Origin of the sequence: Nesterenkonia sp. E16_10 (genome assembly GCF_017347085.1) — a bacterium.
Taxonomy (GTDB): Bacteria; Actinomycetota; Actinomycetes; order Actinomycetales; family Micrococcaceae; genus Nesterenkonia.
In genome coordinates, this window is record NZ_JADPSA010000036.1 from 15,331 (window position 1) to 28,706 (window position 13,376).

Annotated in this window: 12 protein-coding genes; 10 read left to right on the forward strand and 2 right to left on the reverse strand. The window is 69.9% G+C overall.

Going from position 1 to position 13,376, the window contains the following annotated elements; genetic code table 11:
* Position 1: 1 nt before the first annotated feature.
* The 10 genes from I2487_RS11720 (at position 2) to tatC (ending at position 11,257) form a co-directional block, all read left to right on the forward strand.
* Entirely contained in the window at positions 2 to 1,132 is a 1,131-nt protein-coding gene (locus I2487_RS11720) for a tRNA (adenine-N1)-methyltransferase (protein ID WP_207172399.1), read from the forward strand.
* A complete protein-coding gene (gene arc / locus I2487_RS11725) occupies positions 1,125 to 2,954 on the forward strand; it encodes a proteasome ATPase (protein WP_207172397.1) in 1,830 nt (609 codons plus the stop codon). Before I2487_RS11720 ends, arc begins: the two co-directional genes overlap by 8 nt.
* Positions 2,951 to 4,708 carry a depupylase/deamidase Dop gene (dop, locus tag I2487_RS11730; RefSeq protein WP_207172395.1) on the forward strand — a complete coding sequence of 586 codons (1,758 nt, stop codon included), beginning with the start codon at positions 2,951 to 2,953 and terminating at the stop codon, positions 4,706 to 4,708. Before arc ends, dop begins: the two co-directional genes overlap by 4 nt.
* 44 nt (positions 4,709 to 4,752) lie before the next feature.
* Positions 4,753 to 4,953 (forward strand): ubiquitin-like protein Pup, encoded by a 201-nt coding sequence (locus I2487_RS11735; RefSeq protein ID WP_207172393.1) that lies wholly within the window; start codon positions 4,753 to 4,755, stop codon positions 4,951 to 4,953.
* A 6-nt stretch (positions 4,954 to 4,959) separates the two neighbouring features.
* Positions 4,960 to 6,453: a Pup--protein ligase gene (pafA, locus tag I2487_RS11740; RefSeq protein WP_207172391.1), complete on the forward strand. Its 1,494-nt coding sequence runs from the start codon at positions 4,960 to 4,962 to the stop codon at positions 6,451 to 6,453.
* A gap of 78 nt (positions 6,454 to 6,531) precedes the next feature.
* On the forward strand, positions 6,532 to 7,644 hold the full coding sequence (locus tag I2487_RS11745) for an FKBP-type peptidyl-prolyl cis-trans isomerase (protein WP_207172389.1): 1,113 nt from the start codon (positions 6,532 to 6,534) through the stop codon (positions 7,642 to 7,644).
* Positions 7,644 to 8,048, forward strand: a complete 405-nt coding sequence (locus I2487_RS11750) for an FKBP-type peptidyl-prolyl cis-trans isomerase (protein ID WP_207172387.1) — start codon at positions 7,644 to 7,646, stop codon at positions 8,046 to 8,048. The genes I2487_RS11745 and I2487_RS11750 overlap by 1 nt, the downstream gene beginning before the upstream one ends.
* 41 nt (positions 8,049 to 8,089) lie before the next feature.
* Positions 8,090 to 10,105: a WYL domain-containing protein gene (locus tag I2487_RS11755; RefSeq protein WP_207172385.1), complete on the forward strand. Its 2,016-nt coding sequence runs from the start codon at positions 8,090 to 8,092 to the stop codon at positions 10,103 to 10,105.
* 28 nt (positions 10,106 to 10,133) lie between these two features.
* Positions 10,134 to 10,448, forward strand: coding sequence for a twin-arginine translocase TatA/TatE family subunit (locus I2487_RS11760; protein WP_207172383.1), 315 nt, complete (start codon positions 10,134 to 10,136; stop codon positions 10,446 to 10,448).
* Between the two features lie 5 nt (positions 10,449 to 10,453).
* The gene (gene tatC, locus I2487_RS11765) at positions 10,454 to 11,257 is read left to right on the forward strand and encodes a twin-arginine translocase subunit TatC (RefSeq protein ID WP_255546294.1); all 804 of its coding nucleotides are present in this window, start codon (positions 10,454 to 10,456) and stop codon (positions 11,255 to 11,257) included.
* A gap of 19 nt (positions 11,258 to 11,276) precedes the next feature.
* On the opposite strand, the gene I2487_RS11770 is transcribed toward tatC, so the two are convergent.
* Both I2487_RS11770 and I2487_RS11775 read right to left on the reverse strand, forming a co-directional pair.
* A complete protein-coding gene (locus I2487_RS11770) occupies positions 11,277 to 12,362 on the reverse strand; it encodes a sugar-transfer associated ATP-grasp domain-containing protein (RefSeq protein WP_207172374.1) in 1,086 nt (361 codons plus the stop codon).
* 331 nt (positions 12,363 to 12,693) lie between these two features.
* Positions 12,694 to 13,376: ERAP1-like C-terminal domain-containing protein (locus I2487_RS11775; protein ID WP_207173055.1), on the reverse strand; the 683-nt coding region annotated here is incomplete at its 5' end.

Genomic DNA, 13,376 nt, shown 5'->3' on the forward strand with positions numbered 1-13,376 from the left:
GATGAAACGTCCGCCTGCACCAGATCCTGGTCGGCGGAGCCGCAGCACCTTGAGAGAGCGAGATTCAGTGACCACGAGCACCTCTGGCAAGTCCCCGGCGAGCACCCCAGGCCCCATCGGGGCCCATATGCGCACAGGTCCGCTGCGCGCGGGCCAGCGCGTGCAGCTCACCGACCGCAAGGGTCGGCCCAGCACCATCACGCTGCAGCCGGGCGGCGAATGGCACACCCACCAGGGGGTGCTGCGCCATGACCTGCTCATCGGGGCCAGCGAGGGCATCCTGGTCGCCAACGACGCCGGCCACGAGTACCAGGTGCTGCGCCCGCTGCTCAACGACTTCGTGCTCTCCATGCCGCGCGGCGCCACCGTGGTCTACCCCAAGGACTCCGCCCAGATCGTCGCGGTGGCCGACATCTTCCCCGGCGCCCGGGTGGTCGAGGCCGGCGTGGGCTCCGGCGCGCTCTCGATCTCGCTGCTGCGCGCGGTGGGAGATCAGGGCGTGCTGCACTCCTTCGAACGCCGCGAGGACTTCAAGGACATCGCCGTGGGCAACGTGGAGGCCTTCTTCGGTGAGCCCCACCCCGGCTGGGAGGTCTACCTCGGGGATATGCAGGAGGAGGTCCTCACCGTGGAGCAGCCCGGCAGCGTGGACCGGGTGGTGCTGGACATGCTCGCCCCCTGGGAATGCCTGGACGCGGTGAAGACCGTGCTGGCCCCGGGCGGGGTCTGGGTCAGCTATGTCGCCTCGGTGACCCAGCTGTCCCGGCTGGCCGAGGAGATCCGCGCCTCGGAGGGCTTCACCGAACCCGAGGCGCACGAGACCATGCTGCGCACCTGGCACCTGGACGGCCTCGCGGTGCGCCCGGATCACCGGATGGTCGCACACACCGGCTTCCTGCTCTCGGCCCGCCGACTCGCCGATGACCAGACCCCGCTGCAGCTGAAGAAGCGCGAGAAGGTCTCGGTGGTCAGCGAGGAGGACCGCGCCGCCTGGCCCGCCAACGATCCCGAAGCGGTCTGGGACGAGGCCAGCCTGAAGACCCGCACCGTCTCCGGGAAGAAGGCCCGCAAGGCCTCCGCCCTATCGCAGAAGATCGCCGCCCAGGCCAAGGAGGTGTTCACCCGTGAGTGAGCAGACCGAGCATGAACAGGACCGGCTCGCCCAGGCGCACCGGCAGCTGGACACCCTGCGCAGCCGCGCCAAGCAGCTCGAGGCCCAGCTGCAGAGCGCGGGGCGAAGCAACCAGCGGATGACTGACCTGCTGGAGACCACCCGCAACGAGATCTCCCAGCTGCGCAACGCGCTGCAGGCCGACGGCCAGGCGCCGTTCACCTTCGGCACCGTGCTGGGCTACCGGCCCGAACGCCCGCAGGTCGAGGGGCGTGAGATCCAGGCCACCACCGTGGCCGGGGTCGACATCCTCCAGGCCGGACGCAAGCTCCGGGTCAGCCTGTCCCCGCTGATCAGCCCGGAGCAGCTGCAGGCCGGCGATGAGGTGCTGCTCAACGAGAACTTCAGCATCGTCGCGATCCTCGGCGCCGAGCGCACCGGGGAGCTGGCCCGGGTCAAAGAGGTGCTGCCGGATGACCGGCTGGTGATCATCTCCCGCGGCGAGGACGAGCGGGTGGTCACGCTCACCGAGGCCGCCTCCGCCGCCGCCCAGCGCGACGGGCTGCACAGCGCCCGGGTCGGCGACGCCGTGATGGTGGACCTGCGCACCGGCACCGCCACCGAGATCGTGCCGCTCTCCGAGGTCGAGGACGTGGTGCTCGAGGAGTCCCCGGACGTCTCCTACGCCGACATCGGCGGGCTCTCCGAGCAGATCGAAGCGATCCGCGACGCCGTGGAGCTGCCCTTCCTGCACGCCGACCTCTACAAGGAGCACGGGCTGCGCGCGCCGAAGGGGATCCTGCTCTACGGGCCCCCCGGCTGCGGCAAGACCATGATCGCCAAGGCCGTGGCGAGCTCGCTGGCCGAGACCCGACGAGCCTCCGCCGAGGGCGCCGGCACAGACGCCGGGTCCGACGACGCCGGCCAGGGCGCGAGCCGGGGCGCGTTCTTCCTCAACATCAAGGGCCCCGAGCTGCTGAACAAGTACGTGGGGGAGACCGAGCGGCACATCCGGGTGATCTTCGCCCGGGCCCGCGAGCGCGCCTCCGCCGGGCAGCCGGTGGTGGTGTTCTTCGACGAGATGGAGGCGCTGTTCCGCACCCGCGGCTCCGGAGTCTCCTCGGATGTGGAGACCACCATCGTCCCGCAGCTGCTGGCCGAGATCGACGGGGTGGAATCGCTGGAGAACGTCATCGTCATCGGCGCCTCCAACCGGGAAGACATGATCGACCCGGCGATCCTGCGCCCCGGACGCCTGGACGTGAAGATCCGGGTCCAGCGCCCCGGACGCGCGGGCGCCGCCGAGATCCTGGGCATCCACCTCGGGGGAGCCGTCCCGCTGCATGCCGAGCTGCTCGCCGCCCACGGGGACCGCGGCGCCGCCGTCGTCGCTCTGGTGGAGGAGCTGGTGGACCGGCTGTTCCCTGCCACGCCCCAGGCGCGGCTGCGCCTGATCCACGCCGACGGCACCCAGACCGCCTTCCAGGCGGCGGACTTCATGTCCGGCGCGGTGCTCAGCAACATCGTGGACCGGGCCAAGAAGGCCGCGATCAAGGACTTCCTGCGCGCCGAGAGCGACCCGGCGCAGAAGGGCCTGACCCGCGAGCACCTCTTCGCCGCCGCCGAGGAGGAGCTGCGCGACCAGGAGGACCTGGTCAACACCGCAGACCCCCAGGCCTGGGCGCGGGTGGTCGGCGCCTCCACCGCCCCGGTGGTCCGGATCGAACGCCCCTCCGAGACGGATCCGGCCGCGGCACGCTCCGCGGACCCCGCGGCCGGCTCGCGCGCGGCTGCCTCGTCCGCGGCCGGCTCGTCCGGCTCCGCCACCGAGGTGCGCGGATGACCGTGCGCCGACTGATCGGGATGGAGACCGAATACGGGATCCACGCCCCGGCCAACCCGCGGGCGAGTCATATCGCGCTCTCCATCGAGCTGGTCAACGCCTATGCCGCCCACGTCACCGAGTCCGGCGGGGCGGTGGCCGGGACCGAATGGGACTACCAGTCCGAATCCCCGCTGGTCGACGCCCGCGGCTGGGTGCTGCCCCGCTCGGCGGCGCACCCCTCCCAGCTCACCGACACCGGGGAGGCGCTGGCCCACGCCAGCCACGAGGAGGGTCTCACCCACGCGACCGAGCAGGAACCCGGCCAGGGGCCGGTGCGTGACGCGCTGGGCAACGTCAGCGCCGGTGACCCCAGCCCGGCCGACGTCGCCGGGTCCTTCCACGCCCCCGGGTCCCCGCACTGGCGCGGGGACTTCTTCCAGGCCGCCGAGGGTGCCCCGCAGCTGCTGATGAACCTGGTCCTGGGCAACGGGGCCCGGTTCTACGTGGACCACGCCCACCCGGAGTATTCGGCCCCCGAGGCGATCGGGGCGCGCCGGGCGGTGCTCTATGACGTGGCCGGAGATCGGGTCGCGCTCGCCGCCGCCCGCCGGCTCAGCCAGGAGCAGCACGCACCCCAGGTGCTGCTGTACAAGAACAACACCGACAACAAGTCGGTCTCCTACGGCGCCCACGAGAACTACCTGGTGCCGCGCAGCCTGGACTTCGACGCGATCGTGGCGGGGCTGCTGCCGTTCTTCGCGACCCGGCAGATCCTCTGCGGCGCCGGACGGGTGGGGATCGGGCAGACCAGCGGACGCGCCGGATACCAGATCTCCCAGCGCGCGGACTTCTTCGAAGAACAGGTCGGGCTGGAGACCACGGTGCGCCGCCCGATGATCAACACCCGCGACGAGCCACACGCCGATCACGACCGGTTCCGCCGGCTGCACGTGATCATCGGCGACGCGAACATGAGCGAATACTCCGCCTGGATGCGGGTGGGCAGCACCGCGCTGGTCCTGGACCTGATCGAATCCGGCCGAGCCCCGGAGCTGACCCTGGATGACCCGGTGGCGGCGCTGAAGACGATCTCCCATGACCCCACGCTCACCGCCACGGTGCCCACCTCCCGCGGAGCGCTCACCGCGCTGGAGATCCAGCAGCTCTACCTGCAGGCCGCGCTGGCCTGGGAGCAGGAGAAGACCCCTCCGCCGGGCACCGAGAACCTCCCCGACACCGAGAATTTCCCGGACACCGAGACCGCCGAGGTGCTCGAGGCCTGGGAGGAGCTCCTGGAAGACCTGGGCACCGACCTCTACGCCGCGGCGGACCGGGTGGACTGGATCGCGAAGCTGACCCTGCTGGAGTCCTACCGCCGCCGCGACGGGCTGTCCTGGGATGCCCCGCTGCTGGGCATGGTGGACCTGCAGTACGCGGACCTGCGCCCGGAGAAGGGGCTGTACTACAAGCTGGTCCGCGCCGGCCGGATGCGCCGGCTCTTCACCGATGCGCAGCTCGAGTGGGCCGCAGAGCACCCGCCCGAGGAGACCCGCGCCTGGCTGCGCGGCCGGCTGATCAGCGAACACGCCGGCGTCGTCGTGGGCGCCAGCTGGGACCAGATCCTGCTGCGCGCGAACGATGTCGCGCCCGTGGTGCGCCTGGGGCTTCCCGACCCCTATACCGGGACCCGTGCGGCGGCGGAGAATACACTGGTCAGCGCGGCCACCCCGGAGCACCTCATCACCGGACTCCAGCGGCTGCTGGGTCAATAGGACAGCTGGGTCAACAGAACCGCTGGGTCGATCAAGGAGAGATCATGTCCACTCAACCGCAGAAGCGCCCGCAGGGCGGCAACGACGACGGCGGCGCCCCCGAGGCCGCGGCCACGGCCGGCGCCAACGCGCAGGCCCAGAAGCGCGCCGGCGAGCTCGACAGCCTGCTCGATGAGATCGACTCGGTGCTGGAGTCCAACGCCGAGGAGTTCGTGAAGGGCTTCGTGCAGAAGGGCGGCGAGTAGGCCCCCATGGATCGGCGCGTGATCGGGGTCGAGACCGAGTTCGGCATCACCCATACCGGCGGCACCCACCGCGGCCTGCCCCCGGACGAGGTGGCCCGCTACCTGTTCCGCCCGGTGCTGCGCTGGGGGAGAAGCTCCAACGTCTTCATCCCCAACGCCTCCCGGCTCTACCTCGACGTCGGCTCCCACCCGGAATACGCCACCGCCGAATGCGATGACCTGCTGGACCTGATCGCCTCCGACCGGGCCGGAGAGCTGATCATGCATGACCTGGCCCAGCGCGCCGAGGCCGCGATGGCCCAGGACGGCTTCGACGGCAGCATCTACCTGGTGAAGAACAACGTGGACTCCCAGGGCAACTCCTACGGCAGCCACGAGAACTACCTGATCCCGCGCACCACCCACTTCCGCCGGCTCTCCACCATCCTGCTGCCCTTTCTGGTCACCCGGCAGATCATGGTCGGCGCCGGCCGGCTGGTCCCGGCCACCGACGAGACCCCGGCGCACTACGCGTTCTCCCAGCGCGCCGACCACATGTGGGAGGGCATCTCCTCGGCCACCACCCGCTCCCGGCCGATCATCAACACCCGCGACGAGCCGCACTCCGATGCCGCGGTGCACCGCCGGCTGCATGTGATCGTGGGCGACTCCAACATGTCCGAGACCACCAGCCTGCTGCGCTACGGTGCGACCGACCTGGTGCTGCGCATGGTCGAATCCGGGGTCCCGGTGGGGGACTTCGAGCTGGAGAACCCGATCGGTGCGATCCGGCACATCAGCCACGACATCACCGGCCAGGCCGTGGTGAAGATCCGCAACGGGGGCCAGCAGACCGCGGTGGAGATCCAGGCCAGGCTGCTGGACCGGGCCCGGCGCTTCGTCCGGGAGAACGGCGCCCACCACGACCGGGTGGATGCGATCTTCGAGCTCTGGGAGCGCACCCTGCAGGCCGTGGCCAGCGGCGAGCACGCCCCGATCGAACGCGACATCGACTGGGCGATCAAGAAGCGGCTGCTCACCGATGTCGCCGAACGCGGCGGCCTGCCGATGGGGCACCCGAAGCTGGAGCAGCTGGACATGGCCTATCACGACGTGCACCCGACCCGCGGGGTGTTCAACCTGCTCGCCGCCCGCGGCCGGGCCAGCACACAGCTGGAGCCCGAACGGATCCAGCGCGCCATCGTGGACCCCCCGGCCACCACCCGCGCCGCCCTGCGCGGACGCTTCCTCTCCACCGCCCGGGCGGTGGGCGCCGAGCACACCGTGGACTGGGTGCACCACAAGCTGGTGGACCGCCCGCTGGACGCACTGATGCTCAAGGATCCGCTCAGCGCCGAGGACCCGCGGGTGGACACCCTGCTGGGCCGGCTCGGTGAGCGGGTCGCCTCGCTGCGCGAGCAGAGCCTCCAGGAGCGCCGCGCCCAGGAGCTGCCGCTGGCGCTCAGCGAGCGCTACAAGCTGGAGCAACCCCGGGAGCTTGCCGAGCCTCCGCTGATCTGACGAACCAGGTATCCGGCCTGTACAGTGCTGAGCAGGCCCAGACCTTGTCAGGTCGCCATTCAAGCTGAAGGAAACACCGTGCATTCTCCGTTCCGCCGCACCTGCGTGGCATTGTCCATCCCGGCCGTCCTGCTGCTCAGCGCCTGCTCCGACGACGGTCTGGGCGACACCGACGCGCTCTCCGGCGTGGACCTGCATTTCACCGACGAGGGCACCCCTGAGGTCATCCTGCGCAGCCCGCTGGAGCTCGAGGAAGAGTCCTCCCGGGTGCTCGACCGCGGCGACGGCGAAGACATCGACGAGGGACAGATCCTGGAGGTCTCCCACGCCGTGGCGGACCCCTCCTCCGGAGAGATCCAGGAGGAGAGCTTCAGCGCGGAGAACCCCTCGATGATCTACCTGCCCCAGATGCAGGAGCAGAGCGAGTTCATCTATGACTCGCTCACCGACACCGACCTGACCATCGGCTCCGAGATCGCGCTCTTCGAGCCCGCCAACGCCGAGACCGGCGCCCCCTCGACGCTGCTGGTGCTGCGCGTGGAGGACCAGTCCCCAGCCTTCGCCGAGGGAGAGGTCCAGGAGCAGGACGGCGAGCTGCCCGAGATCGAGAACGAACAGGGCGTGCTCCCGGAGCTGCTCGGCGGCAACGACGGCGAGGAGCCCGAGGAGGTCAGCACCGAGGTGCTCATCCAGGGCGACGGCGAAGAGGTGGCCGCCGAGGACCAGGTCGTGGTGCGCTACTCCGGCTGGAAGTGGTCCGACGGCGAGCTCTTCGACTCCAACTGGCCCCAGGATGAGGAGGAGCCCGACGCCGGCCCGGCAGGCTTCCCGCTGAGCAGCCTGGTCCCCGGCTGGGCCGAGGGCCTCGAGGGTGAACAGGTCGGCTCCCGCGTGCTGCTGGTCATCCCGCCGGAGTCCGGCTACGGCGAGAGCGATGAGGACGCCGAGGAGGGCACCCAGCACGAGCTCGCCGGCGAGACCCTGATCTTCGTGGTCGACCTGATCGCCTCCGCCGAGGCGCCCGAGGCCGCGGCACCTGCCCCGCAGTCGGGTCAGCCGGAGCTCTCCGAGGAAGAGATCCAGGAGATGATCGAGCAGATGGAAGCCGAGCAGGGCGGCGCTGAAGGCGAGGATGCGGCTGAAGGCGACGACACGAACAACGAGGACACGAACGAAGAGGAGACCGACTGATGTCATTCGGCCAGCGCAGCTATGACCGCACCCGCCCCGAGATCGACTTCCCCGGCGAGACCCCGCCCCAGGAACTGGTCATCGAGGAGCTCATCGCCGGCGGCGGACACGCCGTAGAGCCCGGCGATGAGATCTCCTGCCACTACGTGGGCGTCTCCTGGTCCACCGGCGAGGAGTTCGACGCCTCCTGGAACCGCGGCGAGACCCTGGATTTCACCGCCGGCATCGGCCAGGTCATCCAGGGCTGGGACCAGGGCCTGATCGGGATGAAGGAGGGCGCACGCCGCCGCTTCGAGATCCCGCCGCACCTGGCCTACGGAGAGCAGGGCGCCGGCGCCGCCATCGGTGCCAACGAGACCCTGATCTTCGTGGTGGACCTGGTCAGCGTCCGCAAGGCTTCCTGATCCGCCCCAGTGACTGAAGGGTTCGGAGACTGAGAAGCACGGTGACTGAGACGATCGACGACGACGGGACGGATCAGCTCGCGGAGGAGCAGCAGGACGTCTTCGCCGACTACGGCGTGGCGCGCGCCTTCTCCCTGGCCGCGAGCATCCTCGACGCCGGAACCGGCGGGCTCACCAAGGCCGAGATCCGGGAGCGGGTGGAGCACTACCGGAGCCAGTCCCAGGAGCAGTCCCAGGACGCCTGGGAGCGGCTCTTCAGCCGCGACAAGGACCACCTGCGCAGCTGCGGCATCGCGATCGAGGAGCCCGCCGCGGACCGCGAGGACTACCGCTACCGGATCGACCCGGCTGACTACGGGCTGCCCCCGCTGCCGCTGAGCGAGACCGAGACGCTGGTGCTCTCCCGCGCCACCCAGCTCTGGGCCGGCAGCCGCACCCGGTCCTGGCTGGACCAGGCCAGCTGGGCGCTGGCCGGACCGGAGGAGTCTGCGGCGTCGTCCTCCCCGAGCTCCGCGACTCCGGCTCAGCCGGCCGGGGTCGGGGCGCTGAGCTTCAACCTGGGCAGCGACGAGGAGTTCGAACGGCTCACCGAGCTCGCCGCGCTGCCGGCCCGGCAGCCGATCAGCTTCGACTACACCGGCAGGGGAGCCCAGCAGCCGGCGCCCCGCCGCGTGGTGCTGCTGGACTTCGCCGCCCGGGGCCACTGGTACCTGATCGGTCACGACCTCGATCGAGGCGCCCGCAGGACCTTCCGGCTGGACCGCGTGCATGGCGCCATCACCGCGCTGCATCCGGCCCCGGCATTGACCGAGGCCGACCGTGCCGCCATCGAGGCGGCGCTCAGCAGCGCGGCCGAGGCCGGCTCCGCACTGGACGGACTCGCCGCCGAAGAGGACCCGGGAAGGCTGCTGCGCGGCGTCCTCGAGGCCCACCAGGGCCCCGCCCCGAAACCCCCTCGACTCGCTCCCGCCGGGTCCCCGCGCCGGGCCGATCCCGCGCACCGCAAGGTGGAGCGGGTGCTGGCCATGGCCGGCTATCTGCTCAGCGCCGACGGGGTCCGACCGTCGGAGCTGCTCGCCCGCCACCAGATCACCCCGAAACAGCTGCTCAAGGATCTGCTCTCGATCCAGCAGTCGGGCAGCTTCGGGCCTGGGCAGTACGGGGAGTTCATCGACATCCACCCCGCGCCGCCGCTGAACCTGGAGAGCTTCACCCAGGACTACCTGGTCACCGATGCGCCGATCACCCTGGCGATGCCCTCGGAGCGCACCGGTGACGTCCTGGCCCGCCCGCTGACGCTGACCAAGCCCGGCGCGCTCTCGCTGCTGATCGCGCTGAACACCATGATCAGCGCGGCAGAATCCGGCCCCGACGCGGCAGAACCCGGCCCCGGCGAGGCCGCCGGAGAATGGGTCTCCGCCGCCGAGTCGCTGCGCTCCAAGATCACCACCGTGCTGCCCGAGGGGCTGCAGGAGGCCGCGACGAAGGTCGCCGCCGGCGCCCAGACCCACAGCCCGGCCCTTGCCGCACTGCGGGACGCGGTCACCGGCGGCTACTGCGTCCAGCTGCGCTATGAGGACGCCTCCGGGACCATCACCGAGCGGGTGGTCGAGCCGACCCATATCTACCTCGATGGCCCCCGCACCTATCTGCAGGGATGGTGCCGGGTGGCGCAGGGACCACGGAACTTCCTCAGCTCCCGGATCCGGCAGCAGCGCCCGCTGCCCGAGGAGCCGATCAGCGAGACCGCGCGTGCGCTCGCTCAGGCACCGGCCGAGCCGCCGCGCCCGCCCCGGGACAGCGGAGCCTTCGACGTCGTCCTGCGCTTCTCTCCGGCGGCCGCCGCGCTGGCTGATCGCTACGCGCCCCGGCGTCAGCGCACCCAGCCCGACGGTGCCCGATTCATCAGCACCTGGTTCCAGAGCCGGGAGGCGCTGATCAGGCTGAGCCTCCAGCTCGGCGGGGATCTCACCGTCCTGGCCCCCGCCGAGATCCGGGAGCAGATCACCGCGCGGGCACGCGAAGAGCTGTCGGCTCTGCCCGGGCGAGTGGCGTAGCATTGGCGACGAGGAAAGGATCCACGCCATGAATATCACCGGCTGGCAGATCGCGATCATCGCGCTGCTCATCATCCTGCTCTTCGGGGCCCCGAAGCTGCCCAAGCTGGCCAAGTCCGTCGGCCAGTCGATGCGTATCTTCCGCTCCGAGGTGCGCACCATGAGCGAGGAGTCCAAGCGGAACTCCTCAGACCCCGAGGCGCCTGACGTCACGGCCGAGCCCAGCGAGGACCCCCGTCGGGATGAGCGTGCTCCCGTGGAGGGCCGTGTGCTCAACCCGAATGACCACACCGCCGAGCAGGCCCGCCGCACCGAGCGGGAGCAGCGGGGAGACCACCGCTAAACCGCATGGCCACCTCGAAGAAGCGGCGGCGCGACCCCGAGCGCACGATGGCGCTGAAGGAGCATCTCCGAGAGCTGCGCAATCGCCTGATCAAGGCCGCCATCGGCATCCTGCTGGGTGCGATCGCCGGCTTCTTCCTCTATGACTGGCTGTTCCGGCTGCTGGCCGAGCCGATCGTGGGCTACGAGGTGGAGGGCCGGCTCGCCGAGATCGCGTTCAACACCGTGGGCGGCCCGCTGGATCTGATGATCCGGCTCTCGCTCTTCGTCGGCGTCGTGATCTCCTCACCCATCTGGCTCTACCAGATCTGGGCGTTCATCATGCCGGGTCTGAAGAAGACCGAGAAGCGCTACGCCATCGGCTTCATCGCCGCCTCCGTGCCGCTGTTCCTCGGCGGGATCGTCGGTGCCTACAGCGTGCTGCCCCAGGCCATCGACTTCTTCTTCGCGCTGAACCCCGAGGGCACCTCGAACCTGATCAACCCGGACGTGTACTTCACCTTCGTGCTGCACCTGTTCCTGGCCTTCGGCCTGGCCATGGTGATCCCGGTGGTGCTGGTCGGGATCAACATGATGGGACTGGTCACCGGCAAGCAGGTGCTCAAGGCCTGGCGCGGCGTGGTGATGCTCATCGCCGTGGTCTCCGCGCTGGCCGCCCCCGGAGGCGACGCCGTGAGCATGTTCTTCATCGCCATGCCGCTGACCGCGCTCTTCGGGATCGCGATCCTGCTGTGCCTGCTCAACGATCGTCGCCGGTCCAAGCGCGAAGCCGCCAGCGAGGCCGAGATCGACGAGCTCCTGCTCGAGTAGGCCGGCCCGGGCCGCTTGATCACACAGTGGTCCGGATCGTCTCCCGGATCGCCTCCCGGTTCCGGCCCAGCAGCTCCCAGCCCAGCCCGGAGAAGCACGGCCCGGAGGTCGCCTCGGAGAACTTGATGTCGTTGTGGCCGCTGTTCCACTCCAGGACCTGGACCGAACCGTCTCGAGCAACGGTCAGATCCCAGCCGATGGACGGGACCACCGGGATTCGCCGGTGCAGCCGTTCCACCGCCTCCAGGCACGCCGCATAGCTTGGCACCTGGTTGCCGGCGAAGACGAAGCCAGAGTCGGGGTGCCGGTCGATCTCGAGCCAGTCCACCGAGTATCCGACCGGGCTGAACGCGCCGGTAGCAGTATCGAGAAGCACCCGGATGTTGGAATCGGAGATCACGTGGTCATCGGTGTCCCGGCCGAAGCGCAGGTAGGCGTCCCTGACGGTGATCGTGCCGTCGGGCTCGACTACGCTCGTCATCCGCAGCGTCCCGACCGAGCCCGATGCGACCTGGGCGAAGGTCTCGTGCTGGTCGATGAAGGGTTGAACCACGCCGTCGGGAAGGCTCGCCGCGGCCTGCGCGAAACCGTCTCGATCCAAGATATGCACGCCTCGGCCGCGATCACTCGCGTCGGCCTTGAAGGCGATCTTCTCACCTTCGCCAAAGACGAGGTCGGTGAACTCCTCCATGGAGGGAACCGGTTCGAGGGCCGAGTTGAACAGCCGACCCTTCGCCACGTATCCGCGGTCGGGGATCTCCTTCTCGTGCCCGAAGATCCGCGATGTCATCGATCGCATGTCCGAGAGCTCGGCATACCGACCTTCGATCGCTGGAAGAACCACAGACATGTAGTAGTTGTCGGGGATCCATCCCTCGCGGAACTCCCCGGCGATCGCGCTATAGACGTAGAGCCAGGGCGCATAGCTCTTGGAGCCGAGCACCTCCTCGGCGTAGGCATCGGCCTGAGCCCTGAGGTGTTTCGAGAGCGGGCCCTTCGCCGCTTCGATCGATCTGAGCACCTTGGCGGCGTTCCGGCTGTTCAGACGTGAACGGACCCGCATCCGCAGGTCATTCTCGGTCTGCTCTATCGTGTTCAGGTTCATGCCGACTCCTCTGATTCAGGTGCTGACAATATATGTTCATCTGGACACAAAAGACAGAGTTCTGCTGAATCGGAGAAGAATTCCTGGGAAGTCTTCTGCCGAAGGGGTCTGATGGCAGCTCCGGGCCCATCTCGTGCCCTCTCGGTCCATCTGTCGCATGCCCATGCCATGTCCCACGGCTATGGACGGATATATCGATGGGACATGGCATGGAGATGCGACAAACCCGCCGGGGAGGGGGAGGCTGCGGCGGGCTCGCCCAAATCCCCGGACGCGGGCTCGCCCAAATCCCCGGCCGCGGGCTCGCCCAAGTCCCCGGTCTCGGGCCCGCTCAGGCCTGGGCTGATGCCTGGGCGCGGAGTCCGCGCAGCAGCTGATCCTGTTCCTCGATGAGCAGCCGGCGCAGCGCCGCGGGAGCCTCGGCGTTCGCCTCGAGCCAGGCCTGGGTGCGCAGCGCCACCGGGTGCTCGGTCGGCTCCGCACCGACCTCGAGATCCTGGGCCCCGGGGTAGAGCCCGGAGACCACCCGGGTGGCCTGTCCCTGACTCATCCGCTCCCATACCTCGGTGAGCGCCTCGAAGTACGCCTCGCTCTGCCGCTCGATCACCGCAGCGATCTCCGGGTCACCGGCCACGGTGAAGCCCTCCACGGTGGCGGTGAGGTGATCGTTGGAGAGCTCCTGGCCGGCGTCGTCCGTCCCGGCCAGCGCCTGCCCGAAGGCCCGCTCCTTGACCCGACGCTCAGGCCGCGCGGCGGCGGCGAGCCGGTGCGCGATCCGGGCCCGGGCGGTGGTCTTCGCGGCCAGCTCGGCATCCAGCTGGTCCAGGCTGACCCGGCCGTGCGCGGCCAGGGCCTGCAGGAACGCCCAGCGCAGCTCCTCGTCGATCCGGAGCCCGGAGATCCCGTGGTCGGCCGCACCGCCGTCGAGCAGCGCCTCGAGCAGCTCCAGCTGCGAGCCCTCGCGGCGGGAGAGCGTGGCCAGGGCGCGGGCGGTCGCGAGGGCTCGCAGCTGGA

Coding starts and splice junctions, on each gene's coding strand:
- I2487_RS11720 (WP_207172399.1), top strand. CDS start 2: ATGAAACGTCCGCCTGCACCAGATCCTGGTCGGCGGAGCCGCAGCACC.
- dop (WP_207172395.1), top strand. CDS start 2,951: ATGACCGTGCGCCGACTGATCGGGATGGAGACCGAATACGGGATCCAC.
- I2487_RS11735 (WP_207172393.1), top strand. CDS start 4,753: ATGTCCACTCAACCGCAGAAGCGCCCGCAGGGCGGCAACGACGACGGC.
- pafA (WP_207172391.1), top strand. CDS start 4,960: ATGGATCGGCGCGTGATCGGGGTCGAGACCGAGTTCGGCATCACCCAT.
- I2487_RS11750 (WP_207172387.1), top strand. CDS start 7,644: ATGTCATTCGGCCAGCGCAGCTATGACCGCACCCGCCCCGAGATCGAC.
- I2487_RS11760 (WP_207172383.1), top strand. CDS start 10,134: ATGAATATCACCGGCTGGCAGATCGCGATCATCGCGCTGCTCATCATC.
- tatC (WP_255546294.1), top strand. CDS start 10,454: ATGGCCACCTCGAAGAAGCGGCGGCGCGACCCCGAGCGCACGATGGCG.
- I2487_RS11770 (WP_207172374.1), bottom strand. CDS start 12,362: ATGAACCTGAACACGATAGAGCAGACCGAGAATGACCTGCGGATGCGG.